The sequence below is a fragment of the Sphingomonas sp. P4_G3 genome (assembly GCF_056401105.1).
Genome location: NZ_JBFUJZ010000001.1, coordinates 1,155,593 through 1,181,901, shown reverse-complemented (window position 1 = coordinate 1,181,901; position 26,309 = coordinate 1,155,593). Strand labels below are relative to the sequence as shown.

General features: G+C 65.4%; 26 protein-coding genes. 9 read left to right on the top strand and 17 right to left on the bottom strand.

Features of this window, described 5'->3' with window-relative positions; translation table 11 throughout:
• Nucleotides 1–230: 230 nt before the first annotated feature.
• The 5 genes from AC1DQQ_RS05495 to panB all read right to left on the bottom strand — a co-directional run bounded on the left by AC1DQQ_RS05495 (nt 231) and on the right by panB (nt 5,418).
• Nucleotides 231–665, bottom strand: a complete 435-nt coding sequence (locus AC1DQQ_RS05495) for an Hpt domain-containing protein (protein WP_478028842.1) — start codon at nt 663–665, stop codon at nt 231–233.
• A gap of 114 nt (nt 666–779) precedes the next feature.
• On the bottom strand, nt 780–2,141 hold the full coding sequence (gene der / locus AC1DQQ_RS05490) for a ribosome biogenesis GTPase Der (RefSeq protein WP_478042110.1): 1,362 nt from the start codon (nt 2,139–2,141) through the stop codon (nt 780–782).
• A gap of 237 nt (nt 2,142–2,378) precedes the next feature.
• The gene (locus AC1DQQ_RS05485) at nt 2,379–3,707 is read right to left on the bottom strand and encodes an outer membrane protein assembly factor BamB family protein (RefSeq protein WP_478042109.1); all 1,329 of its coding nucleotides are present in this window, start codon (nt 3,705–3,707) and stop codon (nt 2,379–2,381) included.
• Nucleotides 3,708–3,712: 5 nt separating this feature from the next.
• Nucleotides 3,713–4,396 carry a tetratricopeptide repeat protein gene (locus tag AC1DQQ_RS05480; protein WP_478042225.1) on the bottom strand — a complete coding sequence of 228 codons (684 nt, stop codon included), beginning with the start codon at nt 4,394–4,396 and terminating at the stop codon, nt 3,713–3,715.
• A gap of 149 nt (nt 4,397–4,545) precedes the next feature.
• Nucleotides 4,546–5,418 carry a 3-methyl-2-oxobutanoate hydroxymethyltransferase gene (panB, locus tag AC1DQQ_RS05475; protein WP_478044498.1) on the bottom strand — a complete coding sequence of 291 codons (873 nt, stop codon included), beginning with the start codon at nt 5,416–5,418 and terminating at the stop codon, nt 4,546–4,548.
• Between the two features lie 124 nt (nt 5,419–5,542).
• Here panB and AC1DQQ_RS05470 point away from each other — a divergent pair, with 124 nt between their 5' ends.
• The 3 genes from AC1DQQ_RS05470 to AC1DQQ_RS05460 all read left to right on the top strand — a co-directional run bounded on the left by AC1DQQ_RS05470 (nt 5,543) and on the right by AC1DQQ_RS05460 (nt 6,870).
• Complete coding sequence (locus tag AC1DQQ_RS05470) at nt 5,543–5,959, top strand: hypothetical protein (protein ID WP_478028839.1); 417 nt, start codon at nt 5,543–5,545, stop codon at nt 5,957–5,959.
• Nucleotides 5,960–5,961: 2 nt separating this feature from the next.
• Nucleotides 5,962–6,384, top strand: coding sequence for a hypothetical protein (locus AC1DQQ_RS05465; protein ID WP_478042108.1), 423 nt, complete (start codon nt 5,962–5,964; stop codon nt 6,382–6,384).
• Between the two features lie 255 nt (nt 6,385–6,639).
• Nucleotides 6,640–6,870, top strand: a complete 231-nt coding sequence (locus AC1DQQ_RS05460) for a helix-turn-helix transcriptional regulator (protein ID WP_478028837.1) — start codon at nt 6,640–6,642, stop codon at nt 6,868–6,870.
• Nucleotides 6,871–6,886: 16 nt separating this feature from the next.
• Here AC1DQQ_RS05460 and AC1DQQ_RS05455 read toward each other — a convergent pair whose 3' ends face one another.
• The 3 genes from AC1DQQ_RS05455 to AC1DQQ_RS05445 form a co-directional block, all read right to left on the bottom strand.
• A complete protein-coding gene (locus AC1DQQ_RS05455) occupies nt 6,887–7,327 on the bottom strand; it encodes a hypothetical protein (RefSeq protein ID WP_478028836.1) in 441 nt (146 codons plus the stop codon).
• A 58-nt stretch (nt 7,328–7,385) separates the two neighbouring features.
• Nucleotides 7,386–7,733, bottom strand: coding sequence for an arsenate reductase (locus tag AC1DQQ_RS05450; protein ID WP_478028835.1), 348 nt, complete (start codon nt 7,731–7,733; stop codon nt 7,386–7,388).
• 105 nt (nt 7,734–7,838) lie between these two features.
• The gene (locus AC1DQQ_RS05445) at nt 7,839–8,414 is read right to left on the bottom strand and encodes a hypothetical protein (RefSeq protein WP_478028834.1); all 576 of its coding nucleotides are present in this window, start codon (nt 8,412–8,414) and stop codon (nt 7,839–7,841) included.
• A 118-nt stretch (nt 8,415–8,532) separates the two neighbouring features.
• Here AC1DQQ_RS05445 and AC1DQQ_RS05440 point away from each other — a divergent pair, with 118 nt between their 5' ends.
• Complete coding sequence (locus AC1DQQ_RS05440) at nt 8,533–9,339, top strand: LytTR family DNA-binding domain-containing protein (protein WP_478028833.1); 807 nt, start codon at nt 8,533–8,535, stop codon at nt 9,337–9,339.
• Here AC1DQQ_RS05440 and AC1DQQ_RS05435 read toward each other — a convergent pair.
• Complete coding sequence (locus AC1DQQ_RS05435) at nt 9,305–9,559, bottom strand: CBU_0592 family membrane protein (protein WP_478028832.1); 255 nt, start codon at nt 9,557–9,559, stop codon at nt 9,305–9,307. The genes AC1DQQ_RS05440 and AC1DQQ_RS05435 overlap by 35 nt on opposite strands.
• A gap of 118 nt (nt 9,560–9,677) precedes the next feature.
• On the opposite strand from AC1DQQ_RS05435, the gene AC1DQQ_RS05430 reads away from it, so the two are divergent.
• A complete protein-coding gene (locus tag AC1DQQ_RS05430) occupies nt 9,678–11,600 on the top strand; it encodes a TonB-dependent siderophore receptor (RefSeq protein ID WP_478044497.1) in 1,923 nt (640 codons plus the stop codon).
• A 9-nt stretch (nt 11,601–11,609) separates the two neighbouring features.
• On the opposite strand, the gene AC1DQQ_RS05425 is transcribed toward AC1DQQ_RS05430, so the two are convergent.
• The 3 genes from AC1DQQ_RS05425 to AC1DQQ_RS05415 all read right to left on the bottom strand — a co-directional run bounded on the left by AC1DQQ_RS05425 (nt 11,610) and on the right by AC1DQQ_RS05415 (nt 13,362).
• Nucleotides 11,610–11,858 carry a hypothetical protein gene (locus AC1DQQ_RS05425; protein ID WP_478028830.1) on the bottom strand — a complete coding sequence of 83 codons (249 nt, stop codon included), beginning with the start codon at nt 11,856–11,858 and terminating at the stop codon, nt 11,610–11,612.
• Entirely contained in the window at nt 11,855–12,625 is a 771-nt protein-coding gene (locus AC1DQQ_RS05420) for a DUF899 domain-containing protein (protein WP_478028829.1), read from the bottom strand. The genes AC1DQQ_RS05425 and AC1DQQ_RS05420 overlap by 4 nt, the downstream gene beginning before the upstream one ends.
• Before the next feature lie 98 nt (nt 12,626–12,723).
• Complete coding sequence (locus tag AC1DQQ_RS05415) at nt 12,724–13,362, bottom strand: glutathione S-transferase family protein (RefSeq protein WP_478028828.1); 639 nt, start codon at nt 13,360–13,362, stop codon at nt 12,724–12,726.
• 139 nt (nt 13,363–13,501) lie between these two features.
• Here AC1DQQ_RS05415 and AC1DQQ_RS05410 point away from each other — a divergent pair, with 139 nt between their 5' ends.
• On the top strand, nt 13,502–14,722 hold the full coding sequence (locus tag AC1DQQ_RS05410) for a helix-turn-helix domain-containing protein (protein ID WP_478044496.1): 1,221 nt from the start codon (nt 13,502–13,504) through the stop codon (nt 14,720–14,722).
• Between the two features lie 9 nt (nt 14,723–14,731).
• On the top strand, nt 14,732–15,364 hold the full coding sequence (locus tag AC1DQQ_RS05405; protein ID WP_478028826.1) for a Vgb family protein: 633 nt from the start codon (nt 14,732–14,734) through the stop codon (nt 15,362–15,364).
• Between the two features lie 51 nt (nt 15,365–15,415).
• Here AC1DQQ_RS05405 and AC1DQQ_RS05400 read toward each other — a convergent pair whose 3' ends face one another.
• Nucleotides 15,416–15,979 carry a hypothetical protein gene (locus AC1DQQ_RS05400; protein ID WP_478042102.1) on the bottom strand — a complete coding sequence of 188 codons (564 nt, stop codon included), beginning with the start codon at nt 15,977–15,979 and terminating at the stop codon, nt 15,416–15,418.
• Between the two features lie 48 nt (nt 15,980–16,027).
• On the opposite strand from AC1DQQ_RS05400, the gene AC1DQQ_RS05395 reads away from it, so the two are divergent.
• A complete protein-coding gene (locus tag AC1DQQ_RS05395; protein WP_478044495.1) occupies nt 16,028–16,969 on the top strand; it encodes a LysR family transcriptional regulator in 942 nt (313 codons plus the stop codon).
• 43 nt (nt 16,970–17,012) lie between these two features.
• Here the strand turns inward: AC1DQQ_RS05395 and AC1DQQ_RS05390 are convergent, their stop codons facing one another.
• The 3 genes from AC1DQQ_RS05390 to AC1DQQ_RS05380 form a co-directional block, all read right to left on the bottom strand.
• Nucleotides 17,013–19,094 (bottom strand): response regulator, encoded by a 2,082-nt coding sequence (locus AC1DQQ_RS05390; RefSeq protein WP_478044493.1) that lies wholly within the window; start codon nt 19,092–19,094, stop codon nt 17,013–17,015.
• A gap of 16 nt (nt 19,095–19,110) precedes the next feature.
• A complete protein-coding gene (locus tag AC1DQQ_RS05385; protein WP_478042099.1) occupies nt 19,111–24,489 on the bottom strand; it encodes a HAMP domain-containing protein in 5,379 nt (1,792 codons plus the stop codon).
• Between the two features lie 344 nt (nt 24,490–24,833).
• Nucleotides 24,834–25,421, bottom strand: coding sequence for a TetR/AcrR family transcriptional regulator (locus AC1DQQ_RS05380; RefSeq protein WP_478044491.1), 588 nt, complete (start codon nt 25,419–25,421; stop codon nt 24,834–24,836).
• A gap of 60 nt (nt 25,422–25,481) precedes the next feature.
• Here AC1DQQ_RS05380 and AC1DQQ_RS05375 point away from each other — a divergent pair, with 60 nt between their 5' ends.
• Nucleotides 25,482–25,871: a hypothetical protein gene (locus AC1DQQ_RS05375; RefSeq protein ID WP_478028818.1), complete on the top strand. Its 390-nt coding sequence runs from the start codon at nt 25,482–25,484 to the stop codon at nt 25,869–25,871.
• 21 nt (nt 25,872–25,892) lie between these two features.
• On the opposite strand, the gene AC1DQQ_RS05370 is transcribed toward AC1DQQ_RS05375, so the two are convergent.
• Nucleotides 25,893–26,264, bottom strand: coding sequence for a DUF6894 family protein (locus tag AC1DQQ_RS05370; protein WP_478044490.1), 372 nt, complete (start codon nt 26,262–26,264; stop codon nt 25,893–25,895).
• Nucleotides 26,265–26,309: the final 45 nt, after the last annotated feature.

The window sequence follows — 26,309 nt, the reverse complement described above, 5'->3', positions numbered from 1 at the left end:
CTCCCCCACCCGGCCTCCCATAGAATACCCTGATTGGGAGGYCGGGTGGGGGAGAGGGCCGGCACCGCTACCGTTTCAGCTTTGCTGAAACAAACTCTAGCGCAGTAACAGGAGCTTCTTTTTCCGGGGCTTGCCGCCCGGTGGACCCCGGCACAAGGCCGGGGTGACGATTCAGCTCGGTCGCATTCGATCCCGATTGTACGAGATCGGCAAACAAACGGGGCTAAAGATCAGACGGCGCGGCGGCCGAAGGCGGTGGGGCGGCGCTCGACCAATGGGTTGGCCTCGCGTTCGAGCATCGCCAGCGTCGCTTCGAACGTCGGGCGCAGCTTGACGACATGTTCGAGCGCCTGGTCGGGCGCGTCGCGCGTTTCCACGCACTGGCGCCCGATGACTTCGATCGCTTCGGCAATGGCGGCGAGCTGCTCCGCCCCGAACTGACGCGACTCGCCCTTCAGCGTGTGCGCCGGCAGCACGATCGCGGCGGCATTGCCCGCGCGCATCGCCTCCTCGATCGCGGCGACCGACTTGACGCCGTCCTCCTTGAAATAGCCGAGAATCCGGACGAATCCGGCGCCGAGTTCGCTCCGGGCCGCCTGAAACGCGCTCCAATCCACTATTTGCCCGCTGTCGATCGTCACCACGTCCTCCACCCGTATCGGCACGCCCCCGCTGCCAATCTGTCCGCTGTAGCTGGCGCAGGTAAACGACCGGTTGACAGAGTCGGTAGTAGTCAGGCTCTAAAGCCTTGGAGCCGTGCAGCTTTCACGAAATTAGGTTCATTCCCGATCAAATGGATTCTTCGGCGCGCGCAACGTCAAGCGCACGGGGACTGCGCCGAAGCCAAGATCGCGCCGCATCGAATTGACCAGATAGCGCTCGTAGCTTGCGGGAAGTTGATCGACGCGCGTGCCGAAAATGACGAAGCTGGGGGGCCGCGTCTTGATCTGGGTGACATAGCGCATCTTGATCCGCTTGCCGCCCGGTGCTGGCGGAGGGTTGGCGTCGATCGCCCGTTCGAACCAGCGATTGAGCTCGCCGGTAGAGACGCGCTTCGACCAGGCCTCGCGCGTTTCGAAAGCAGCGCCCAGCAATTGGTCGATGCCCTTGCCGGTCGCGCCTGACACGGTGATGACGATGACGCCCTTCACCTGGCTAAGCCCGTCCTCAAGCGCCTTCTTGACGCCATTGAACAGCGACGAGGCATTTTCGGCGATGTCCCATTTGTTGAGCGCGATGACCAAGGCGCGCCCTTCCTGCAGCACGCGGTCGGCGATCTTGAGGTCCTGAGCCTCCAGGCCGAGGGTCGCGTCGAGCAGCAGCACGACCACTTCGGCGAAATCGACCGCGCGCAACGCGTCGGCGACCGAGAGCTTTTCGAGCTTGTCCTGCACCTTGGCGCGCTTGCGCATGCCGGCGGTGTCGATCAGCCGTACCGCGCGCGGGCCGCTTTTCGGATCATGCCAGGTCCAGTCGATCGCGATCGAATCGCGCGTGATCCCGGCTTCGGGGCCAGTGATCAGGCGATCCTCGCCCAGCATGCGATTGATCAATGTCGATTTGCCGGCATTGGGGCGGCCGACGATCGCGAGCTTGAGCGGCGCGTCGGGGCTTTCGTCTTCCTCTTCCTCGAACTCTTCCGGTTCGGGAACGAACGGGACCAGCGCCTCAAACAGATCAGCCATGCCTTCGCCATGCTCGGCCGACACCTGGACCGGGTCGCCGAAGCCGAGGGCGAGCGATTCGATGATGCCGGCCTCCGCCGCGCGTCCTTCCGCCTTGTTGGCGACCAGGATGACCGGCGTGGTCGAGCCGCGCAGCCAGCGCGCGATTTCCTCGTCGAGCGGCACGATGCCGGCGCGAGCGTCGATCAGGAACAGGGCGACATCGGCCTGTGCCACCGCCGCCTCGGTCTGTTGCCGCATCCGGCCCGGCAAGGTCGCGGCCTCGAGATCCTCATAGCCGGCGGTGTCGATCACGCGGAACTCGAGGCCGAGCAGGTTTCCGTCGCCCTCGCGCCGATCGCGGGTAACGCCGGGCTGGTCATCGACCAGGGCAAGCTTCTTGCCGACGAGCCGGTTGAACAGCGTCGACTTGCCGACATTGGGACGGCCGATAATGGCGACGGTAGGTAAGGACATGCAGGGCGCTGTAGGGCGTGTGCACGCCAGCGGCAACGCCCTGAACGGGGCGACGCTTTACGCCGCCCCGATCCTATCACTCAGCGACTGTTTGAAAACTCGCGGTAGAGCGAGTTTTAGGACGGTGCCGGCCCGCTCCCCCACCCGACCTCCCAATCAGGGTATTCTATGGGAGGTCGGGTGGGGGAGCGGGCTGGTGCCGCGAAACGCGCCCTCAGCGCGTTTTCAAACAGACTCTCAGCGATAGGCGGAAATGCGCCCGCGCCCGTCCAGCACATAGAGCGTATTGTTGGCGACCACCGGCCCCAGGCTGAAGCCGTCCTTGCCCGGAATAGTCTGGCCGATCGCGCCGTCGCTCGGCGAGGCGAACACCATGTCGCCCAGCGAATTGACCAGCACCAGGCGATTGCCGGCAAGGACCGGACCGTACCAGGTCAGCGGGTTCTTCTTCTTTTTCTTCTTTTCGACCTGGAAGGCACGCAACTGGCTGATCCAGCGGATCTTTCCGGTCGAGCGCTGCAGGCAGTAGAGCTTGCTTTCGTCGGTCACCACGAACAGCCACTCGCCCGCCAGCCAGGGCGTCGAGATGCCAGCGAAGTTCTGCTCCCACAAACGCTGGCCGGTGGCGAGATTGGCGGCGATGAGACGACCGCCCTGCCCCAAGGCGTAGACATTGGTGTCGTCGATCACCGGATCGGCGTCGATATCGGCGAGGCTGGACACCGAGGTCGAAATGCTGGTGCGCGACAAGGCGTCGCCCCAGATCGCCCGGCCATTTTCGACGCGATACGCGTTGAGTTCGCCCGACGAGAAGCCGGCGACGACCGTCTGGTGCGCCACTGCCGGCGCCGCGACGCCGAACACGCCTTGCGTCTCGAGGCTGCCCGAGGCCGACCAGACTTGCTGCCCGTTGGCGGTCGACAGCGCATAGAGCTGGTTGTCCTGGCTCAACGTATAGAGCTGGTCACCGACGACGGTCGGCGATCCGCGCAGCGGCGGTCCTGGCTTGGAGCGCCACACTTCGGCGCCGGTCTTGGCATCGAACGCCACGATGTCGCCCAGGCCGGAGGTCGCATAGACGCGGCCATTGTCATAGGTCGCGCCGCCGCCGAACCGCGCCGATTTGCTCTTCTCCGCCTTGGCGATCGGCACGGTCCACAAGGACGCGCCCGAATTGGCATCGAAGGCGTGCAGCGCGCCGTCGACATCGACCGCGTAGAGCTTGCCGTCGCCGATCACCGGGGACGCCGCCAGCCGCTGCCGGTTCGACCCCGCGGGGATCGACACCGTCCAAACGCGGGAGACGGATCCACCCAGCGCCAGATGGCCCATCGATTTTTCGGGGTTGCCGCCGGGCTGGGCCCAATCGGTGTTGGCGACGGGCGCCGGCAACAGGACGTCGAGCCCCGAAATCGCCGGATCGACCTTGGCATCGCTTTCCGACACCAGGATCGGCACGCGGTCGCCGAGTACGGGAGTCTTCTTTCCGCCGCCCTTGAACGCACCGCACGCGCCGAGCGCGGTCAGCGCCACCAGCGCAATCGGCATCCTCCACTTGGTCGTCATGCTATTTACTTGCCCTTCTGAACGTTCGTGCCGGGATCCAGAGCCTGGGTCGCCTGAACCGCGCGTTGACGGATGCTGTCGGGAACCTTGTCGCTCTCCGCGATCATCTTGAACATCGCGCGCGCTTCCGCCAACCGGTTGAGCTTGAGATCGGCCATCGCGATCATCTCGCCGGCGCTGCCGAGCCAGGCCGAGTCCGAGGTCGCGAGCGGCTTCAGCCGGTCGATCACCACCTGCGGCGCGAGCGTGTCGAATTCGGTATGGGTCTGGCGGATCGTGGCGAGGTCGCGGATCGGCTGCCCGACGCTGCTATCGCCCGCGACTTCGCCATATTTCGCCGCGGCTTCCTTGGTCTTGCCGGCGGCGAGCAAGTCGTTGCCCTGCAGCATCTTGGCGAGCGCGCGGTAGCCCGGTGCGCTGTCGCCGGCGAGCTTGTCGATCGGGGCCTTGGCCGCCTGGCTATTGCCGCTGGCGATCGAGTCATAGGCTTGTTGAAGCTCGATCGCCTGCTTTTCGGCAGCGCCATGGCTCCATGCCCGCCAGCCGAGCACGCCGGCGAAAATCGCCAGCGCGGCCACGATCAGGCCAATGATCACGCGGCCATAATTCTTCCACACGCCCACGATCTGATCGCGGCGGAGTTCCTCATCGACCTCGCGCAGGAAAGCTTCATCGGTTTTCGGCGTCACAGCCAAGGGGTAGGCTCCAATTGGGGGCAAAAATAAGTCGGCGGACCTTAGGGACCGCGTTCGGCTCTCGCAATGGCCGTGATCGGCGACTGTTCCTAGGGGGGTCCCTTAGCGGCGCGCCGCCCAAAAGCAACGCGGCTTAGGCGTCCTTAGACCTTAGGCAAATAGGTCTGCTCAACTCCGGGGAAGGTCCGGTTGCGCACCTCTTCGGCATAGCGCGTAGCGGCGTCGGTGATGCGACCGGCCATATCGTCGTACTTCTTGACGAAGCGTGCGGTACGCTCGAACAGGCCGAGCATATCCTCGGCGACCAGCACCTGGCCGTCGCAGGCGGCGGATGCGCCGATGCCGATTACCGGAATGTCGGTGGTTTCGGCAATCGCGCGGCCGATTGGCTCGACGACGCCCTCCAGGACGACCGAGAAAGCGCCGGCCGCAGCGATAGCCTGCGCATCGCCCTTGATCTTGGCCTCTTCCTCCTGGCTTCGCCCGCGCGCGCCATAGCCGCCGAGCGTGTTGATCGCCTGGGGGGTCAGGCCGATATGCGCCATGACCGGTATGCCGCGTTCGGTCAGGAAACGGATGGTCGGCGCCATTACCGCACCGCCCTCCAGCTTGACCGCGGCACAGCCGGTTTCGGCCAATATACGGCTGGCGCTAGCAAAGGCCTGTTCGGGCGAGGCTTCGTAACTGCCGAACGGCATGTCGACGATGACGACGGCATGATAGCTGCCCCGCACCACCGCGGCGCCGTGCGCGCACATCATGTCGAGCGTGACCGGCACCGTCGACGGCAGGCCATAGACCACCTGCCCCAACGAATCGCCGACCAGCAGCATGTCGCAATGCGGATCCAGCAATTGCGCCATGCGGACCGTATAGGCGGTCAGCATCACCAGCGGTTCCTGCGTCTTTCCCTCGAACTTGCGGCGCTGGATCGCCGGGACGGAGAGGCGCTTCATCGGTGCCGGCGTCGGGTTGGCGCGGCTGGTCGATGTGTCGATCGTGAAGGTCGTGGACATGGCGCGCTCCCTAGCGGCTTGCCGCCCGCGCCGCCAGCACCGAACGCCGCGATTGTATCCCATGCTTGACTTCATGTTAGTTTTATATAACACTGAGTTTATAGATTCGAACATGAGGTCAACAATGCCATTCAGGGAAAAGATGGCCTGGCTATCGGTGACCACCACGGTCGTCGTGTGGGGCGCCTATTTCACCTTCCTGCTGACGACCGCGCGGCACTTGCCCGGGCCGGCGCAATTCGGCGGGTTGCTCGCCGCGGTGATCGTGCAGACTGGGCTGGTCACGGTCGGGGCGATCGTCTCCGCGGTGCTGTCACCCAAGGACGCCAGCGCGGCGAGCGACGAACGCGACAAGGCGGTCTCGCGCCGCGCCTATGCGCTCGCCTATCCGGTGCTGCTGAGCCTGATCGTGTGCGTTGCCGCCAGCATGCATTTCGGCGTCGATGCCAAGGGGATGACCTATGGGATCATGGCCGCAATCGTGATCGCCGAGATCGTCCACTACGGCGCGCAGATCGTCGGCTATCGGCGGGGAGCATGATCATGGCCTATCGCGAAAAGACCGCTTGGCTGACGCTCATCTGCATGATCGTCGCCTATGTCATCTACTTCTCGCTGGTGCTGTCGGGGCATGTCGGGCCCAGGTTGCTCGACATCGTCTGGACGTTCGGCATCGTCGCCTCGATCCAGGCGATCGTAGTGATCATCGGCCACATCGTGCTGGCGGTGCGCGACGGCGCCGAAGGACGCGCTAGGCCCGATGAACGCGACCGCGCGATCGCCCGGCGCGGCGGCAGCGCCGGCTATTACGTGCTTTTGGTCGGGACGATCATGGTCGGCGTGGTGATGCCGTTCAGCGATCCGGCGCCCAAGATCGTCAACGCGGCGCTGCTCGCGATCGTGTTGGCGGAAACCGTCCGCCATGTCCTGATCGTGACGAGCTACCGGAGGGGCTGGCATGGTTAGGGCGTGTACTCATGACCGGCAACGCCCTGGATTGCGCTGGGAGGCGTGCTGGCTAGGAGCGCAGCGCAGTCGCGTAGCCTTGAGCTACGCGCAAGCAAGCGACGACGCCGGCGCGCCTCCCAGCGCAACCGCGAAGCGGCGGGCGGATTTTGGCGCCGGGCGGCGTCGCTCGTCGGTCACGATGCAGAAACGCATCGCTCCCTCCTCGCTTCTTGCCCTGCGCCAAAATCCGCTCCGTCCAGGGCACTGCCGGTCATGAGTACACGCCCCAAGCCCCTCCCCGGCCGGGTGGTCAATCAGATCCGCCTGTTGCGCTTCATGGCCAACGAGATGACCCAGGCCGAATTGGGCGAGCGGATCGGCATGACTCGCCAGACCGTGGCGGCGATCGAGGCGGGCAAATATTCGCCCACGCTGGAAGCCGCGTTCCGCATAGCCCAGGTGTTCGGCAAACCGTTAGACGAGGTGTTCCAATGGGAGGGCTGAGCGCCCTCCCCCTGGATCAGCGCCCGATCCAGCCCTTCTTCGCCGCCATCCCGGAAAACCAGATCGCGAACAGGCCGACAAGCGCGATGAATACCGGGAACGGCACCACCTTCGCGGCGCCCTCGTGCGCGATCAGGTCGGTCATCGCGAACGTGTAGCCGAACTGCACGATGACGGCGATTAGCGAGATCCAGAACAGGATGATCGCGCGGCGTTCGCGCAACAGCAAGGCGAGCCCGCCGAGCAATCCGCCGAACGTGGCGACGGCGTAGACATAATTGTACCAACTGGGCAGCGAGCGGTAGAGCGCCTGGTGATAGGGCGTTTGTTCCCACATTGCAGACGCCGCACCCAGGCGGAACTGCTCGACACAGAAATAAACGCCGATCGCGTTCCACAGCACCAACAGGATCGCGACGATCCAGAACCAGACCGGCGGCTTGGCGGTTTGAGCCATGATTCCCCTCCCCATTATGTGTGGCGGAGACTGCGCCCGGATGCGCGCCGTGGCAAGCTCAGCCGATGCCGGCCGTCTGCCAGGCATCGGGCTTGAACCCGGCGACCAGCACGCCGTCGCCTTCGACGATCGGGCGCTTGATCATCGACGGCTGCGCCAGCATCAGCGCGATCGCCTTGTCCTGGTCGAGATCGGCCTTGTCGGCATCCGGGAGCGCGCGAAACGTCGTACCCGCGCGATTGAGCACGGTTTCCCAGCCCAAGGCACTCGTCCAGCGGCGCAGCGATGGCTCATCGGCTCCGGCTTTCTTGTAATCGTGAAAGGCATAGGCGACGCTATGGTCGCCGAGCCAGGTGCGCGCCTTCTTCACCGTGTCGCAATTGGGAATGCCGTATAGGGTAAGCATGGCCGTGTGCTTAGGCCGGGCTCCGCCATCAGGCAATCAAGCAAGCCCGGCCGGCGCGATATCGCCGAAAGCCGGGCTCGCCGATCGGTCGCGGGCCGATACCCGTCAGCGCACGCGCGTGAAGTCGGCGGTCCAGTTGGTTTCCCAGGTAGCGCCGCCGTCGCGCGAAAAGGCCTGTTCCCAGCGTTCGCGATCGGGCGGTTGCTTGGTGCGGATGAAGCGCACCTTGACCGGGATGCCGTCATCGCTGTCATCACCGTAGAACAAGCCATTGTTGCCGCGGAAACCGCCGATCACCGGCGTTCCGAGCACGCCATCGCGACTGTTGATCCAATAGATATACCATTGCCGCCGGGCGCGATTGAACGTGCGGACCGTGAGCCCCGACCAGCCCTTGGTCGGAAAGTTGACCTGGTCGACATTGACGAGGCCATCGAGATATTGGCCGTAAATGTCGTTGCTGGGGAATTCGTCCCATTCCGGATTGGTGGTCCAGCGTTTCTTCAGTCGTCGTTGCACCGCGGTCCAGTGGCCGAGATGATAATCGAAATCGTGGATGTCGCCGGTCGGCGCCTCCGCCGGGGGTAGGACGGCGGCCGCCCGACCCGCCAAGCCTAGCCCACTCGCCAGCAACGCGCCCGCCAGCAGGTCACGCCGAGCCGGTCGTATCGGGTTGGTCATCGCTCTCTCCTTCGGACGGGAAAAGGAGCTTCCCCGCTCCGTACGGCCTGCTAACCTCGCCGCGACAGTGACTTGCCAGCGGATATTCGCGACTGGGCGAACGGGTACGGGAGTGGGCATGGCGGACGGTGCGCGGCGCGGCGTCGAGCTTTGGGAAGCGGGAATCGGCACGCCCGGCGGTTGGCTGCGGTTGCTCGCCTTCGGCGCGGTTGCGGGCGGCGTGGTCGGCTTCCTCGGCTATCTCGGTGGCGACCTGCTGATCTGCCTGTTCAACTGGACCGGTATGATGGTGATCGGCGCGGGCCTTGCCGGGCTGACCGTGCCGCCGGTCGTGAGGATGCTGCGCGCACGCGGCGTGCCGGCATCTGTGGCGCTGGCGATCGCGATCCTGGTGGCGGCCTTGCCCGTCAGCCTGGCGGCTGCGGCGTTCGGCCGCTGGGCATGGCCTGGAGAAGCCGCTCGGATGTCGCTGCTCGATTGGTATGTGAAGACGGCATTGGTCGAGGCGATGGTGGTCGGCTTGTGGTTAGTGGCCGAGGCGCGTCGCAGGTCCGTGCCGGAGCTTGCCATGCCCTCCGCGCCGATGCCGCCCGCTTTCGCCAATGACCACGTCACCTGCCTGCAGATGGAGGATCATTATGTCCGCGTGCACCAGGGCTCGGGCAGCCGGCTCGAACTGATGCCGATGGCCGACGCGATCGCGCGTTATGGTGCGGTGGGGATCCGGACGCATCGAAGCTGGTGGGTGGCAGTGTCGGCGGTGCGCGCGATCGAGCGCGACGGGCGCAATATACGGCTGCGGCTGGACGGCGGCGTGATCGTTCCCGTCGCACGCAATCGCGTCGCGGCGGTCCGCGCCGTGCCGACGCTGGCGCGCCTGTTCCCTGCCCCTAGGTTGGACGCCGCGCGATCCGCCACAGCGTGAAGAGTCCGATCCCGGCCCAGATGACGTTGAGCACTGCCGAGGGGATCGCGCCGTTATAGCCGCTATTGACGACAAAGCAGGCGGCCCCGACCAGGTTCATCCACTGATAGAGCCGCGATTGCCCACCGACCCGACCCGCGGACAGCAGGAGGTAAGCAAGCAGGATCACCACGGCGCCAGTCCAGCCGATCGTTTCGATAAGGATGCGTTCCGCTGTCATGCGATCTGCCGATGACGCGGTTCGCCGCCGCCGTCCAGCCATCACCGTTAAGTCGGCATTCAGCCCCGATTGGCTGATATGCTGTCATAAGACGATATAACGGCTTGGGAGGAAGGGCATGGGGCGGCTGGGCTCGGCGACGCTGACATTGTTGCTGGCGGGGATCGCATTTCCCGCCGTCGCGCAGGATCGCGCCGACGACAATGCGGTGACGCAGGCGGAGGACGGGTTCGGCTTCAGCGTCGGGCGCGAGACGATCGGCATCTACACGTCGAGCAATGCGCGCGGCTTCTCGCCGACCGCGGCGGGGAACGTGCGGATCGACGGCATGTATTTCGACCCCGCGATCGCGCTGTCGAGCATCATCAACGATTCGACCAGCATCAAGGTCGGCCTGTCGGCGCAGGGCTATCCGTTCGCCGCGCCGAGCGGGATCGTCGACCAATTGCTGCGTCGTCCCGGCGACAAGGCCGCCGCCTCGATCGTGCTCAACGCCGATAGCTACAGTTCCTATGGGCTGGAGGTCGACGGATCGCTGCCGGTCAGCAAGCGGCTGTCGGTCGGCTATGGCGCGATCGTCGGGCGCACCGCATTCCCCGACGGCACCGACAATTTCAATCACAGCCAGGGGCTGATCGTCCGCTGGCGCCCCGCGCCCGGCGTGGAGATCATGCCGTTCTGGACGCTGACCAACGATTATAATGATGAGGCGGGGCCGTTCTACGTGCCGGCGGGCAAGTATCTGCCGCCCAAGCCCCCCGCGCACAGCTTCGATGGGCCGCAATGGGCCGATTTCCGCTATACCGGGACCAATCAGGGACTGCTCGCTTCCTATGCGCCGGGCAAGACCTGGCTGCTTCGCGTCGGCGCGTTCCGGTCGGTGTTCGATCAGAAGAAGAGTTACGCCAACCTGTTGGTCGACTTGCAGCCCGACGGGACGGCGGACCGCCTGCTCATCGCCGATCCGCGCGCGAAGAACGTGTCGCTGAGCGGCGAGGTTCGGCTGACGCACAGCATCGTCGACGGGCCGCGGCTGCACGTGATCCATCTCAGCCTGCGCGAACGCGACGCGCGTCATCAGTTCGGCGGATCGGACGACGTCGATCTGGGGCCGACCCGGATCGGTGTCGAGGAGGATTCGCCCAGGCCGAATTTCGTATTCGGCGCGTCATCGCGCGACCGCATTCGCCAGGCGACCCTGGGCGTGGCCTATGACGGGCGCTGGCGCGACATCGGCGAGATCAGCTTCGGCCTCTCGCGTGCCGATTACCGCAAGACCACCTGGCTTCCCGGCGTCGCGCCGATCGTGTCGCGATCGCGGCCATGGCTCTATAACGGCACGGCGGCGGCCTATCTGTCCAAATCGGTGTCGCTCTATGCCGGTTATGCCCGCGGCCTCGAGGAAAGCGGCGTGGCGCCGCCCAACGCGGCCAACCGCAATCAGCCGCTCAACGCGATCCTGACCGAACAGAAGGACGCCGGCATCCGCTGGACGGTGACGGGGAACGTCAAGCTGATCGCCGGCGTGTTCGACCTGCGGAAGCCCTATTTCGGATTCGATGCGGCCAGTCGCTACACCCAGGTCGGCACCACGCGCAGCCAGGGGGCGGAAGTGTCGGTGTCGGGCAATTTGACGCGGACGCTCAATGTCGTCGCGGGCGGGTATTTCCTGCGCGCCCGGGTCGAGCGCGACCCCAATGCGCTTGGCACGATCGGCGCCCGCCCCGTGGGATTGCCGGGGCGCCTCGTCAATTTGAACCTCAACTGGAAGACGCCGGTGCTCGACGGGCTGTCGCTCGACACCACCCTGCTCCAGCGCGGCAAGGTGCCGTCGACCACCGACAATCTGGTGTCGCTGCCCGCCCGCGCACAGCTCAATCTCGGCGGCCGCTATCGGTTCAAATTGGTCAACCGCGACGCAACCCTGCGCATGCAGGTGACCAATCTATTCGACAATCGCCCCTTCAACGTCGCCGGACCCGGCATCTACGGCGCAGGCGCGGGACGGTACCTCACCGGCTACCTGGCAGTCGACGTCTAGGGTCCATACTCAGCGTCGACGCGCCAGTCTCCGTAGCCAGGCCCCCGAATGAAAGATGCCCATCAGCGCGTACATCGGCACCATTCCGCCCCACAGCGACATCGCGGACGCGGAACAGTTCATGGTGCCGTCCGCGCCGGATGCATAGCTCAACAGCGCCATCCCGATGAAGGTCGGGGTTGCCACGATGCCAAGCCATCCGGCCGCGTCGGGCGCTGCATCGTTGCGGCGCCCATGCTGGACATCGGCGGTGATCATGCCGCGGTCTCCGCGTAACGGTCATGATGGCGCCACCAAATCCCGTGTTCGTCACGTCCCCGGGGCGCGCGGTCGAGCCACTGGAACATGCCCCACAGCCCGTCGAGCCCGCGGGCGTAGGTCGAATAGCTGTGGTAGACTACGCCGTCCTCGATGACGAATGCGCTGAGGCCGGGACGTTGGCGCAGATAGGCGATCGGGTCGGCGCCGGTCCGCGCCGCGCTCTGGTTGACGACCGGCGGTATCGTTGCCTCGGTCATCGCATGGCCGCCCCGACGGTAATTATATTCGGTGCCACCCGCACGCTGCTGCTCTTCGGAGATCGAAACATTGAAGTCGTAATTGAAGTCGCGGCCCTGGGTCGACGCCCAGGGAAAGGACCAGCCCATCCGCTCCCTGAAGGCAAGCAGCTTGTCGAGCGGAGCAAGCGACGCGGCCCACAGCATCACGTCATGGTTGGCGAGGTGCACCGCGATGCCGTTGAAGCCGTCGGCAATCGCCGAGCAGGAGATGCATCCCGCGGGATATTCCGGTCCGAACATGAAATGGTAGACCAGTAATTGCGACCGACCCTGGAAGAGCGCCGCCAGCGCCACCTCGCCTTGCTCGGTATCGAACCGATAGTCCTTGTCGACCCGTACCCAGGGCAGCGCCTGACGCCGTTCGGCAACCGCGTCGCTCTGTCTCGTCAACGCTTTTTCCGCGTCGAGCAGATCAAGCCGCGCCGCGAGCCATTGCTCGCGCGTTCCGATTTGGTGGGACGTCATCGCGGAATCTCCTTCCTATCGTCGCACGTCATACGTCGCCGGCGCCTTCTCGCGGATGCGGATGCCGCGATGGTCGTCGAGAAGGCGCCGGGCGCTACTCAGGCCGCTTCGCGATAATCGCCGAGCTGAGCATTCAGCGCGCGCTGGAAAGCGGGCCGCGCCATGCAGCGATTGATATAGGCAGCCAGCCGGGGATCACGCTGCGCGACCTCGGGGTGGAAGCGGAGCACCGTCGCCATCATCAGATCGCCGACGGTGAAGCGTTCGCCGTCGAGGAACGGCTTGTCGCCCAGCCGTTTGGCCACCGCGTCGAGTTTCTTGTTCATCAACTCGGCGGCGCTCGCCCGGCGCAGCTTTGCCCATTCTTCGTTCGTGAAGATGAAGTCGATCAGGAAGAGGTTGACGATCGACGGCTCGACCGAATTGAGCGCGGCGATCAGCCATTGCACCGCCCGGATGCGCGCCGCCGGCTCCTTGGGCAGCAGCGCCTCCGACCGCTCCGCGACATGAAGAGCGATCGCGCCCGATTCGAACAGGACGAGCCCGTCTTCCTCGAACATCGGGACCTGCCCGAACGGCTGCATCAGGCGATAGTCCGGATGATCCTGGTCACCCTGTTCGAGCAGCCGTGCGGTGTAGGGAAGGCCCGCCTCCTCGAGCACCCAGCGTACGCGCAAGTCGCGCACCAACCCCTTGGCGAAATCCGGAACGTCGCGGAAAGCCGAAATGGTAATCATTGCCAATGCTCCTTTTCATCCGACCAGGCGCAATTATGTCTGTTCTTGCGGGCACCGATCCGTCGGTAGCCATCGGTCACGAACGGCATCTAGGGCGCGTCGCCGGAAGGGTGAGAGTGACAATCGTGGCGGGATTTCGATGGACTCGCTGATCGCCGCCGCGGCGCAAGCGCTGGCGAAAGGCGATCCGCTAGGCGCGCTGAACCGCGTCGCGCTGCGCGACGACGCGCCGGCGCTGGCGCTCCGCGGAATCGCCATGGCGCAGCTCGGCGACTTCGATCGCGCCCGTTCATTGGTGCGTCGCGCGGCGCGCGCCTTTGGCCCGCGGGAGCCCGTGGCGCGTGCACGATGCGTCGTCGCCGAAGCCGAGATCGCGCTCGCGTCGCGCGACCTGACCTGGCCGACCAAGGCATTGGCCGCGGCGGCGGCGGCACTCGAATCCCATGGCGATCGCGCAAACGCGGCCCATGCGCATTATCTCGAGGCGCGGCGACTGCTGTTGCTCGGGCGGCTCGACGATGCCGAAGGCAAGCTGGCCCGACTGGACGTCTCGGCACTTCCCACCCCGCTGCGCGCGATCCACGAGTTGACGATGGCCGGCATCGCCATGCGGCGCGTTCGGGCCGGTGCCGCGCGCGCGGCGCTCGGCCGCGCCGAGGAGGCGGCACGCTGGGCACGCATTCCGGCGCTCGCCGCGGAAGTCGAGCAGGCCTTCGCGGTGCTCGACACGCCAGCAGCGCGGTCAATCGCGCGCGGCGACGAGCGCCCTCTCCGGCTCGAACAGGTCGAAGCTGTGCTGGCGTCGGACGCGATCGTCATCGACGCCTGTCGCAACCTCGTGCGTGCGCGAGACACGATCGTTCCGCTGGCAACGCGTCCGGTGCTCTTCGCGCTGGCCCGCGCGCTCGGCGAAGCCTGGCCCGGCGATGTGCCGCGCGACATGCTGCTCGCGCGGGCATTCGGCGCGCGATTCGTCGACGAATCGCACCGCGCCCGGCTGCGGGTCGAGATTGGGCGCCTCCGCAAGCTGCTGCTGCCGATCGCGCGGGTGAGTGCGACCACGCTGGGCTTCAGGCTCTCGCCGCTCGGCGCGCGCCAGATCGTCGTGCTGGCCCGCCCCGTCGAGGAGGACCATGCCACCGTGCTGGCATTGCTCGCCGACGGTGAATCCTGGTCGAGCTCGGCGCTGGCGCTGGCATTGGGCGCCAGCCAGCGCACGGTGCAACGTGCGCTCGACGCGCTTGCTGCGACTGGCAAGGCGCAAGCCCTGGGTCGCGGTCGGGCGCGGCGCTGGACGACGCCACCATTTCCTGGATTCGCGACGACCTTGTTACTCCCCGCACCGTTCCCGGGCAGCTAGGATACAGGCATGAAGACATCCAAAGCGCAGATCGTCCGCGAATACGGACCCTTCCCTGAGGTCGAGCAGGTCGGCGGGGTCTCCTTCGACGGCACGAACGTCTGGTTCGCATCGGGCGACCGGTTGAATGCTTTCGATCCGGAGAGCGGCGAGCAACGGCGCTCGCTCGACATTGCCGCGCATGCCGGCACGGCGTTCGACGGCGAACATCTGTTCCAGATCGCCGAGAGCAACATCGAGAAGATCGATCCGGCGACCGGACGGATTCTCGCCACCATCCCGGCGCCGGGCGGCGGCAAGGACTCGGGTCTCGCCTGGGCCGAAGGCACGCTCTGGGTTGGCGAGTATCGCGAGCGCAGGATCCACCAGATCGACCCCGAGACCGGCGCGATCCTGCGCACGATCGCTTCCAACCGCTTCGTGACGGGAGTCACCTGGGTCGATGGCGAGCTGTGGCACGGCACCTGGGAAGACGAAGCGAGCGACCTGCGACGCATCGACCCGCGCAGCGGAGAGGTGTTGGAGCAAATCGAGATGCCCGAGGGGGTCGTGGTATCGGGCCTCGAATCCGATGGGTGCGACCGGTTCTTTTGCGGCGGCGGCAACAGCGGCAAGGTGCGGGCCGTCCGCCGACCGACGTAACGGCGCGGCGTGATCGTGCGGCATGCGGCCGGGACTGTGTCCCGCGATCGCCTAACCCACCTCGCGTTGCGGGCGCGCCAAGAAGTAGAACGCGGTGACGTGGGTGATCATCAGCAGCGGCACATAGAGGATCGGGATCGCATAGGCGGCGCCCAGCTCCCCCGCATGCGCCGGGAGGTCGGCCTGGATCGCATGGCTATAGGCAAGCACGAGATCGACCAGGCCGACCAGGTTGAACGCGACCACGAACAGCCAGAAGACGGGGCGGATCCGAGCGGTCGCCAGCGCCAATAGCGCGAGCAGCCCGGTGGCGAGATCGCCATAAGCGGCAGGTATGGCAAAATGCGCCGGGAGGTCGGCGCCGACCACGCCCGGGACGACGAAGGCGAGCCCGAAGAAGCGGAAGCTGTGAAGCGTCGCAATCGCACGATGCGCCGCGGCGCGATCGATCGATTTTAGCCAGGGCAGGATATAGGCGAAAAAGCACAGCAGCCACGCCGCATATCCGAGGAAGAGATGCGTCTGAAAGATATGGGTCGTCGACATGGCGATCTTCGATCCTGAATCGATTGCGGCGGGGTCGGGCACCGCCGGCAGTTGAGGTCGCGATCGCATCTATGGTCGCTTTCCCCGCACGACTATCGGCGATAATCTCGACGATCCATGAAGCAGAACTTCACAGTCCGGCACGGTGCGCTCGACGGGGTCGAGACATTCCTGAGCGTCGCCCGCTATCGCAGTTTTCGCCGGGCCGCCGCGGCTCTGGGCGTCACGCCGTCGGCGGTCAGTCAGTCGGTACGGTCGCTCGAAGCGCGGATCGGCGCCGCGCTGCTGACCCGGACCACGCGCAGCGTCGGCCTGACCGAAGCCGGCCAGCGCTTCCTCGACCGGGCCGGCCCCGCCTTTGACGAACTCGTCGCCGCCAGCGAAGCGGCGCGCGATCTGGGCCAGCGTCCGGCTGGATTGTTGCGCCTTGCCGTACCCCGCTCCGTGGTCCCGCTGATCCTCGAGCCGGTGATCGCCTCATTCTGCGATGCCTATCCCGAGATAGAATTGGAGATCGCCGCGAGCGACGAGATGGTGGATATCGCGGCCGGCGGTTTCGATGCCGGTATCCGCCTCGGCGAACTGATCGCGGCCGACATGATTGTCGTACGACTCACGCCCCCATTCCCGTTCGTCGTCGTCGGCAGCCCGGATTATCTGCGCCGGCGCGAGCCGCCGGCGCGCGTCGAGGATCTCCGCGACCATGCATGTCTGCGCCTGCGCCGTTGGAACGGATCGATCGCGCCTTGGACCTTCGCGGTCGGCAACGATGTGATCGAAGCAGCCGTATCCGGGCCGCTCATCGCGCACGATTACCCGACCCTTCTCGGCGCCGCGATACAGGGCCTGGGGCTCTCGCAAGTCCCTGGCCCGATCGCCCAGGCAGCGATTGCGGATGGCCGGCTGCAAGCGCTGCTGACGCCGCTGGCGATCATGACACCCGGCGTCTTCCTCTATCATTCCGGCAAACGTCAGATGCTGCCTAAGCTCCGCGCCTTCATCGATCACATGAAAGCGCCCCGACATCCAACCGCGACCGCCAGAATCACGAAGGATTAGCCGCGGAAACGCATGGCGGCCGTTCGATCGACCGCCCGAACCTTCAGTTCGCGGCGCCCTGCCGACTGGCGAGATCGAGCGTCGCCTCGAGGCTTCCCACGGTGAACGGCTTCACCAGCACGGGAACCTCATCATCGACCGCCTGGAAGTTTGGTTCGGCATAACCGGTAATGATCACCGCCGGGAGTGTCGGCCGGATTTCGCGCAATTGACGAATCAGGTCGGACCCCGACAGCCGCGGCATCGCATAGTCGCTCAGCACCAGGTCGAAGGCTCCGGGTTGCTTGCGCACCATCTTGAGCGCGGTCTCTCCTTCACCGGCCTCGGAGACGCGATGACCGAGATCGTGCAACATCGCCGCCGTAGCGGCGCGCGCGCCCTCATGGTCATCGACCAGCAGGATGTTGAGTTGCCGTTTGCCGGTCCGCGATTCCGGTGCGGACACCACTTCCGGCGCGACGGGCATAGCCGCGTCGGCCGGCGCCGCGGGCAGCCAGATCTCCACGCGGGTCCCGACGCCGACTTCGCTGGTCAGGCGCAGCGCGCCGCCCGATTGTTTGGCGAAGCCATAGACCATGCTGAGCCCCAGGCCGGTGCCCTTGCCCACCGCCTTGGTCGTGAAAAACGGCTCCATGACCTGCTCGACTTGTTCGGCCGCGATCCCGCAGCCGATATCGGTCACGGCGAAGACGATATAGCGCCCGGGCTCGAGCAGCGTGCCGGCGATATCCTGGCTCGCCTGCGCATCGTGGCCGCTCGCCTCGATCGTCACGGTTCCGCCGTCCGGCATGGCGTCGCGCGCATTGATGACGAGGTTCATGATCGCCAGTTCGAGCTGCGCCGAATCGGCGAATACGGCGTCGAGCCCGTCTTCGCATTTCCAGACGAGCTCGATCCGACCGCCGAGCGTGTGCGCCAACAGCCCGTCGATCGCATCAGCCAGCGTCGCCACGTCCACCGCGGCCGGTTGCAGCATCTGTCGCCGCGAAAATGCCAGCAGGTGCCGCACGAGTTGCGTTCCCTGTTCGGCAGCGTGCCGGGTCATGTCGACGAGCCGTCGTTGCTGGGCGTCGAGCGGTATCTGCCGTTCGATCATGCCGATGCCGCCGAGCACCGCTGCGAGCAGATTGTTGAAGTCGTGCGCGATCCCGCCGGTCAGTTGGCCGATCGCCTCCATCTTGCGGATCTGGTTGAGCTCGCTCTCGAGCTCGCGGCGGTCCGAAATGTCGAGCAGCGTCCCGGCATATTCGACCGGCGATCCACCCGCGTCATGCAACAGCACCGCTTGATCGAGAAAATGGCGATACTCGCCGTCGGCGTGTCGCCAGCGATATTCGACCGAATGCGCCCCGCCCTGGCCGCGGGCCGCCAGCGCGGCGATCGCCCGCTCGCGGTCCTCGGGATGAAGCCGATCGCTCCAGATGCCGGGGGAATGCCGAATATGGTCGAAGCTGAACCCGGTCAGCGTCTCGAAATTGCCGCTGACGAACTTGGGCATGCGCGGCTCGCAGTCGACATCTTCGAGGTAGAGAGTGATCGGCAGCGAGGCGATGATTGCTGCCTGGCGCTGCTCGGCGAGCCGCAATTGCTGCTCGGCATGGAGCCGCTCGGCATTGGCGCGCAGATTGTCGTCGAGCAGCCGCTGCTGCGCTTCCGCGGTGCGCTGCACTTCCTTGCGCATCGCATAGAGGTCGACGAACACCGCGACTTTGGAGCGGAGCACGGTCGGCTCGACCGGCTTGAAGACATAATCGACCGCGCCCGTCGCATAGCCCCGCAGGAGATGCTCCATCTCCTTGTTGACCGCCGAGAGAAACAGGATCGGCACGCGGCGGGTCTGCTGGCGCTCGCGGATCAGCTGCGCGGTTTCGTAACCGTCGAGCCCGGGCATGTAGACGTCGAGCAGGATGGCCGCGAACTCTTCGCGGAGAAGGTGCCGCAAGGCTTCTTCGCCCGAGCGCGCGACGACGATCTCGGCGAGGTCCTCGAGCACATTGCTGATCGCGACGAGATTATGCTCGTCGTCATCGACGACAAGCACACGCGCCCGTTCGGAAGGGAGCACCACCGGCGCCGGTTCGTCGACGATCCCGCGATCGAGGATCACGGTTGGGGCACGGGGCATGGTCCGCCGCGGCATCTCAGGCATGCCCCGCGAGGACCGCACCGGCCGCCTGCTGCGCCTCTCTCGATCGCGAAATCCAGACGCGCAGCAACGCGAGCAGCAGATCGATATCGACCGGCTTGGCGATGTAATCGGACGCGCCGGCGTCGAGGCATTTCTGGCGGTCGCCCTTCATCGCCTTGGCGGTGACCGAGATCAGCGGCAGGTCGGCCAGCGCGGGGCGCCGGCGAATCTGCTTCATCGTCTCATAGCCGTCCATTTCGGGCATCATGATGTCGATCAGGGCGATATCGATGCCGGGCGTCTCCTCCAGGATCACGATCCCGTCGCGGCCGCGCTCGGCGTGCATCACCTCGACGCCATAACTCTCCAGCACGCTGGTCAGCGAGTAGATGTTGCGGATGTCGTCATCGACGATCAGGATCTTGGCGCCCGCCAGTTCGGGCGCCGAGCGCACGGTCGACGGCGGCTCCGTGTCGGGCACCAGTTCGAGCACCGCCCTACCGGAGCCGATCCGTTCCGCGAGATCGCCAAACACCGCGGCGAGCGCATCGCTTTGCGCCGGTTTCTCGGTGACCCCGGCCGCGCCGAGATCGATCGCCCGCGCCAGCTTGTCGGCGCCGGAGATCACATGGATCGGCAGGTGCCGCGTCTGGGGGTCGTGCTTGAGCAAGTCGAGCAGCACGAACCCGTCGATATCCGACAGGCCGAGATCGAGCGTGATCGCATTCGGCTGGAGCTTGCGCGCGAGCGCCACCGTGCCCGCGCCCGCGGTTGAAATGACGCCCTTGAGCCCCGCGCCGCGCGCCACGTCGAGCAGAATCGACGCGAAGGTGGGATCGTCCTCCACGATCAGCACAAACGGCGAACCGTCGAGGCTGTCGCGATCGTCGCTCACGTCGAACGTGTTGGGCAGCGCCGTCGGCACCATCGCGCCGCTATTGTCGTAGCGTGCCTGGCTGGGTTCTACCGGCAACGCCGCCGGCGCGATCGCCTGAAGCGGCACGAACAAGGTGAAGGTCGATCCCTTACCCGGCGTCGAGCGCACCTGGAGCTCGCCGCCGAGCAGCCGAGCGATTTCCCGGCTGATCGAAAGGCCGAGCCCGGTGCCGCCATATTTGCGGCTGGTCGTACCATCGGCCTGTTGGAACGCCTCGAAGATCAGCTTCTGCTTGTCCTTGGGAATGCCGATGCCGGTATCGGTCACCGCAATCTCGATCGCGCGCTCCGCTCCGCGCAGCACCGGGTGATTGGTACTCCAGCCGCTTTCCGCGGTGCGGACGGCCAGGGTGACCGAGCCTTGCGAAGTGAATTTGAAGGCGTTCGACAGCAGGTTGAGGACGATCTGCTGCAACCTCTTTTCGTCGGTGCGGATCGTCGCGGGCAATGCTTCGCCGAACTCGACGATGAAATCGAGATTCTTGTCCGCGGCGAGTTGGCGGAAGGTCCGCTCCATATGCTGTTTGAGGCCCTGCATCGGCATCTCGCCGATCTCGATCGAGACTGTGCCCGATTCGATCTTCGACAGATCGAGGATGTCGTTGATCAGGTTGAGCAGATCCGAGCCGGCCGAGTTGATCGTGCGCGCGAACTCGACCTGCTTCTCGTTCAAATTCCCCTGCGGGTTGTCGGACAGCAGGTTGGACAGGATCAACAGCGAGTTGAGCGGCGTGCGCAATTCGTGGCTCATATTGGCCAGGAATTCGGATTTGTACTTGGAGGTGAGCGCCAGCTGCTCGGCCTTTTCCTCGAGCGCCCGGCGCGCCATCTCGATCTCGAGATTCTTGGCTTCGACCTGGCGCTTCTCATTCTCGAGCAGCTGCGCTTTCTCTTCGAGCTCCTCGTTGGTGTTGTGAAGCTCCTCCTGCTTGGTGGTGAGCTCGGTCTGGCGCGCCTGGAGTTCCTGGGTCAGCAGCTGGGATTGTTTGAGCAGCCCCTCGGTGCGCATCGTTGCGGCGATCGTGTTGAGCACGATGCCGACCGACTCCATCAGCTGGTCTAGGAAGTTCTGGTGAGTCTCGTTGAACTCGCTGAACGAGGCGAGCTCGATCACCGCCTTGACCTCATCCTCGAACAAGGCGGGCAGGATGGTGACATTGGCGGGACGCGCCTCGCCAAGCGCCGAACCGATGCGGATGAAGTCGGGCGGCACGTCCTCGAGCAGGATCGGACGTTTGTCGGCGGCCGCCTGGCCGATCAGCCCCTCGCGTAGCTGAAAAGCGGGTTTCAGGGCTTCGCGGTTTTCCGCGCCATAGCTCGCGGCGAGTTCGAGCACCGTGTCCTCGGCGTCGCGATTGGTCACGTAGAAGACGCCATATTGCGCGCCGACCAGCGGGGCGAGTTCGGACATGATGAGGTTCGATACGGTCGAGAGGTCGCGTTCGCCCTGCAGCATGCGGCTGAACCGTGCGAGGTTGGTCTTGAGCCAGTCCTGTTCGGCGTTCTTGAGCGTCTGATCCTTCAGGTTGCGGATCATCTCGTTGATATTGTCCTTGAGCGCCGCCATCTCGCCCGACGCCTCGACCGCGATCGACCGGGTCAGGTCGCCCTTGGTCACTGCGGTCGCCACGTCGGCGATCGAGCGCACCTGATTGGTCAGATTGGCGGCGAGCTGATTGACGTTGTCGGTCAGATCGCGCCACAGGCCGGCCGCACCCGGAACGCGCGCCTGGCCGCCCAGCTTGCCCTCGATGCCGACCTCGCGCGCCATGTTGGTCACCTGATCTGCGAAGGTCGCCAGCGTCTCGATCATCAGGTTGATCGTCTCGGCGAGCGCGGCGATCTCCCCCTTCGCGTCGAGCGTCAATTTTCGCTTCAGATTGCCCTGCGCCACCGCGGTCACGACGTCGGCGATGCCGCGGACCTGGTTGGTGAGATTGGTCGCCATCAGGTTGACGTTGTCGGTCAGATCCTTCCACGTCCCGCCGACGCCCGGCACCTGCGCCTGGCCGCCGAGCTTGCCCTCGGTGCCGACCTCGCGGGCAACGCGAGTCACTTCCGAGGCGAAGCCGTTGAGCTGATCGACCATCACGTTGATCGTGTTCTTGAGCTCGAGGATCTCGCCCTTCACGTCGACGGTGATCTTCTTCGACAAGTCGCCGCGCGCCACCGCCGTCGTCACCTCGGCGATGTTGCGGACCTGGCCAGTCAGATTGTCGGCCATCAGATTGACGTTGTCGGTCAGATCCTTCCACGTCCCGGCGACGCCGCGCACGTTCGCCTGGCCGCCCAATTTCCCCTCGGTGCCGACCTCGCGCGCCACGCGCGTCACCTCGCTCGCGAACGAGTTGAGCTGGTCGACCATCGTGTTGATCGTGTTCTTGAGTTCGAGAATCTCGCCCTTCACGTCGACGGTGATCTTCTTCGATAGATCGCCCAGCGCCACCGCCGTCGTCACCTCGGCGATGTTGCGGACCTGACCCGTCAGGTTCGCCGCCATCAGATTGACGTTGTCGGTCAGGTCCTTCCACGTGCCGCCGACGCCCGGCACCTGCGCCTGGCCGCCGAGCTTGCCGTCCGACCCGACCTCGCGCGCCACGCGCGTCACTTCCGAGGCGAAGCCGTTGAGCTGCTCGACCATCGTATTGATGGTGTTCTTGAGCTCGAGGATCTCGCCCTTCACGTCGACGGTGATCTTCTTGGACAAATCGCCCGACGCCACCGCGGTAGTGACCTCAGCGATGTTGCGAACCTGGCCGGTCAGGTTGGTCGCCATCGCGTTGACGTTATCGGTCAAATCCTTCCAGGTGCCGGCGACGCCCTCGACCTGCGCCTGGCCACCCAGCTTGCCTTCCGAGCCGACCTCGCGCGCCACGCGAGTCACTTCGCTCGCAAAGCCGTTGAGCTGGTCGACCATGGTGTTGATCGTGTCCTTGAGCTCGAGAATCTCGCCCTTCACGTCGACGGTGATCTTCTTGGACAAGTCGCCCTTGGCGACCGCGGTCGTCACTTCGGCGATATTGCGGACCTGGCCGGTCAGGTTCGCGGCCATCAGGTTCACATTGTCGGTGAGGTCGGCCCAGGTGCCGGCGACTCCCGGCACCTGCGCCTGGCCGCCGAGCTTGCCCTCGGTGCCGACCTCGCGCGCCACGCGAGTCACTTCCGAGGCGAAGCCGTTGAGCTGATCGACCATCACGTTGATGGTGTTTTTCAGCTCGAGGATCTCGCCCTTCACGTCGACGGTGATCTTCTTGGAAAGATCCCCGCGCGCCACCGCCGTCGTCACGTCGGCGATGTTGCGGACCTGACCGGTCAGATTGTCGGCCATCAGATTGACGTTGTCGGTCAGATCCTTCCACGTCCCGGCGACGCCCGGCACCTGCGCCTGCCCGCCGAGCTTGCCCTCGGTGCCGACCTCGCGGGCAACGCGCGTCACTTCCGAGGCGAAGCCGTTGAGTTGGTCGACCATCACGTTGATCGTGTTCTTGAGCTCGAGGATTTCGCCCTTCACGTCGACGGTGATCTTCTTCGACAGATCGCCCTTGGCGACCGCGGTCGTCACTTCGGCGATGTTGCGCACCTGGCCTGTGAGGTTCGCCGCCATCAGATTGACGTTGTCGGTCAGGTCCTTCCACGTCCCGCCGATACCCGGCACCTGCGCCTGGCCACCAAGCTTGCCTTCGGTGCCGACCTCGCGCGCCACGCGCGTCACCTCGCTGGCGAACGAATTGAGCTGGTCGACCATCGTGTTGATCGTGTTCTTGAGCTCGAGGATCTCGCCCTTCACCTCGACGGTGATCTTCTTGGACAGATCGCCCGACGCCACGGCCGTGGTCACCTCGGCGATGTTACGCACCTGGCCGGTCAGGTTGGTCGCCATCGCGTTGACGTTGTCGGTCAGATCCTTCCAGGTGCCGGCGACGCCCTTCACCTTGGCCTGGCCGCCCAGCTTGCCCTCGGTGCCGACCTCGCGCGCCACGCGCGTCACTTCCGACGCGAAGGACGCCAATTGCTCGACCATGGTGTTCACCACCTTGCCGATGCGAAGGAATTCGCCGCGCAACGGGCGGCCGTCGATCTCGACCGTCATCGACTGCGACAGATCGCCCTTGGCGACGGCGCCGATGACGCGCGCGACCTCGGCGGTCGGCTGCACCATGTCCTCGATCAATTCGTTGAGCGCGCGCAGTTGCGCCTCATAGCCGCCAGTGGCGCCGCGGACATGCCCGCGCTGGTTGATCTTGCCTTCCTTGCCGACGACCCGCGACAGCCGTTCGAACTCGTTGGTCATCTGTTCTTCGAGGCCGACGACTTCATTGAACAGGATCGCGATCTCCCCGTCGGTGCCGGACAGATCCTCCGGCAGCCGGACCGAAAAGTCCCCGCGCCTGAGACTACGGAGCGCGGAAACGAGTTGGCGGCGATCCAGCGTTTCGGGGGATTGTTCTGCGTGCACCTAAGGCTCCAGGCATCTCCCACCCCGCTCGTTCACGCGACCCCCCGATCGCTTTCGCTAACATCGGAGAACTATCTCGTTCGGCGTTTAAAAAAGGTCAATATGCCGCGAAAGGTCGGCCCGGAACTGCCGGGCGTCGGTGGAGTAGCGACGCCGGACCTGCTCGCTTGTCGGGCCGCTTTTCGATCATGCCGGCGCCGTCGCGGAGAATGCTTCCTCGACCGGATCGACGTCGTCGGTCAGCTGTCGATCCGGTAATGGATCGGCTTGAACGTGCCCCCATTCGAATCCGGGTGCCGAGCAGGCCGTCAGCCCGATGATCAGGTTGATCTCACGGGATGTCGCTACCAGCCGGCATCGATCGCCGCATCGACCATCCGGGTTACCATTCGCGTAGCTTCGCCGGTGCCGTGCCGGTCGGCCAGCTGAGCGAAGAAACCTTGGCTGGTCAACGCGGTGACGATGTCGGTCAGCGCCGCTGCGTCACCCGGCACATCCAAGCGTGCGATCAGCGTTCCGACGGTGCCACGGCGGCGCTCGCCACGCGCGGCAAGTGCCGCCGCAAATTCTGGATCGGGGGCGATGACTTCGTGCAACCTGCGAACCGCGCCATCACCGCCCCAGAAATCGCAAAATATGGTGACGACGTGGCGCAGCGCCTCGCGCGGGTCTGTCATCGCCATCGCCTGCGGAATCCGGTGCAGCCCGCCCGCCGCCGCACGATCGTCGAACACAGCCTCGAGCAATCCGTGCCGCGAGCCGAACTGGTTGTACACGGTAAGCCGGGTCACGCCGGCCCGAAGCGCAACAGCGTCGAGCGATAACCTACCACCTTCGCGCAAAATATCCCCGGCGGCCGCGATCAGGCGCGCGCGCGTCGCCGCCGCTGCCGCCTCGCGCTGGGAGCCGGCAATTGGGCGATCATTGGTCACTTGGTACGCGCCGCGTAGTTCACTATACAGTATGTATATCGAGTCGCTCCGAGGCCGTCCATGCAGACCACCATCATCATCGCGCTTTCGCTCCACATTCTCGCCGCCACCTTCTGGGCAGGCAGCACTTTCGTGCTGGCGCGCACCGGAGGCAAGGGCGCCGAACAGTTGCTGCGTCCGCAGATCGGTGCAGCGACCGTTGCGATATTGTCGGGTGCTTATCTGGGGCATTTGCTCCACGCCGGCAGTTTCGAGACGCCGGAGAAATTGCTCGCCGCCGGCGCGGGCTGCGCGCTGGTCGCCTATCTGGTGCAGATTTGGCTGGCGATCGGCCTGCGCGGCCGGAGTCTCGATGAGGCCGCGGCCAGCCGAATGGCGGCGGGCGAGCGCCTCGCCGCCATTTTGCTGGCGATCACGACAGTCTGCATGGCGGCGGCGCGATATGCGTGAGGTTGGCTAAAGCGCCGGGCGTCAGGGTTCGATCGCGACGACGTCGCGGAAATAGACGACGCCAATCTTGTTGCGCCCCTCATCCTCCACCTCGATCTTGTGGTGGAGCACCAGGTGACCGTGCGCCTTGACCGATTCCGCGGCGAAATTGCGCGCCTCTTCGGCCGCGCGCCGTAGCGCCGCCGGCGTGTCGGCCAAGTCGGCGCCCTCCTCGTCCAGCGTGATCTCATCGTTATAGACGTTGAAATAATAGCGGGTCATCGCGATGACCAGAAAGCCGCTGCCGCGATTTGGTTTCGTATTTTGCCTAAAATCAATGCGATTCCGCTCCGGACGCGGATCCTGCGGCGATTTCGCGGGGCAGGCGGCCAGCGTTTCGTCCGTTCCGGCCAATTGGTCGCGGCTCATGATCAATGCCCGCTCGGCATCGTCGAGCCC

Excerpts from the sequence above, each read along its gene's own strand:
- AC1DQQ_RS05400 (WP_478042102.1), bottom strand. The coding sequence starts at position 15,979 with ATGCGATCGCGACCTCAACTGCCGGCGGTGCCCGACCCCGCCGCAATC.
- panB (WP_478044498.1), bottom strand. The coding sequence starts at position 5,418 with ATGTCCACGACCTTCACGATCGACACATCGACCAGCCGCGCCAACCCG.
- AC1DQQ_RS05395 (WP_478044495.1), top strand. The coding sequence starts at position 16,028 with ATGAAGCAGAACTTCACAGTCCGGCACGGTGCGCTCGACGGGGTCGAG.
- AC1DQQ_RS05465 (WP_478042108.1), top strand. The coding sequence starts at position 5,962 with ATGGCCTATCGCGAAAAGACCGCTTGGCTGACGCTCATCTGCATGATC.
- AC1DQQ_RS05445 (WP_478028834.1), bottom strand. The coding sequence starts at position 8,414 with ATGACCAACCCGATACGACCGGCTCGGCGTGACCTGCTGGCGGGCGCG.
- AC1DQQ_RS05455 (WP_478028836.1), bottom strand. The coding sequence starts at position 7,327 with ATGGCTCAAACCGCCAAGCCGCCGGTCTGGTTCTGGATCGTCGCGATC.
- AC1DQQ_RS05405 (WP_478028826.1), top strand. The coding sequence starts at position 14,732 with ATGAAGACATCCAAAGCGCAGATCGTCCGCGAATACGGACCCTTCCCT.
- AC1DQQ_RS05485 (WP_478042109.1), bottom strand. The coding sequence starts at position 3,707 with ATGACGACCAAGTGGAGGATGCCGATTGCGCTGGTGGCGCTGACCGCG.
- AC1DQQ_RS05410 (WP_478044496.1), top strand. The coding sequence starts at position 13,502 with ATGGACTCGCTGATCGCCGCCGCGGCGCAAGCGCTGGCGAAAGGCGAT.
- AC1DQQ_RS05430 (WP_478044497.1), top strand. The coding sequence starts at position 9,678 with ATGGGGCGGCTGGGCTCGGCGACGCTGACATTGTTGCTGGCGGGGATC.
- AC1DQQ_RS05390 (WP_478044493.1), bottom strand. The coding sequence starts at position 19,094 with ATGCCCCGTGCCCCAACCGTGATCCTCGATCGCGGGATCGTCGACGAA.
- AC1DQQ_RS05440 (WP_478028833.1), top strand. The coding sequence starts at position 8,533 with ATGGCGGACGGTGCGCGGCGCGGCGTCGAGCTTTGGGAAGCGGGAATC.
- AC1DQQ_RS05375 (WP_478028818.1), top strand. The coding sequence starts at position 25,482 with ATGCAGACCACCATCATCATCGCGCTTTCGCTCCACATTCTCGCCGCC.
- der (WP_478042110.1), bottom strand. The coding sequence starts at position 2,141 with ATGTCCTTACCTACCGTCGCCATTATCGGCCGTCCCAATGTCGGCAAG.
- AC1DQQ_RS05470 (WP_478028839.1), top strand. The coding sequence starts at position 5,543 with ATGCCATTCAGGGAAAAGATGGCCTGGCTATCGGTGACCACCACGGTC.
- AC1DQQ_RS05460 (WP_478028837.1), top strand. The coding sequence starts at position 6,640 with ATGAGTACACGCCCCAAGCCCCTCCCCGGCCGGGTGGTCAATCAGATC.
- AC1DQQ_RS05415 (WP_478028828.1), bottom strand. The coding sequence starts at position 13,362 with ATGATTACCATTTCGGCTTTCCGCGACGTTCCGGATTTCGCCAAGGGG.
- AC1DQQ_RS05420 (WP_478028829.1), bottom strand. The coding sequence starts at position 12,625 with ATGACGTCCCACCAAATCGGAACGCGCGAGCAATGGCTCGCGGCGCGG.
- AC1DQQ_RS05425 (WP_478028830.1), bottom strand. The coding sequence starts at position 11,858 with ATGATCACCGCCGATGTCCAGCATGGGCGCCGCAACGATGCAGCGCCC.
- AC1DQQ_RS05435 (WP_478028832.1), bottom strand. The coding sequence starts at position 9,559 with ATGACAGCGGAACGCATCCTTATCGAAACGATCGGCTGGACTGGCGCC.
- AC1DQQ_RS05450 (WP_478028835.1), bottom strand. The coding sequence starts at position 7,733 with ATGCTTACCCTATACGGCATTCCCAATTGCGACACGGTGAAGAAGGCG.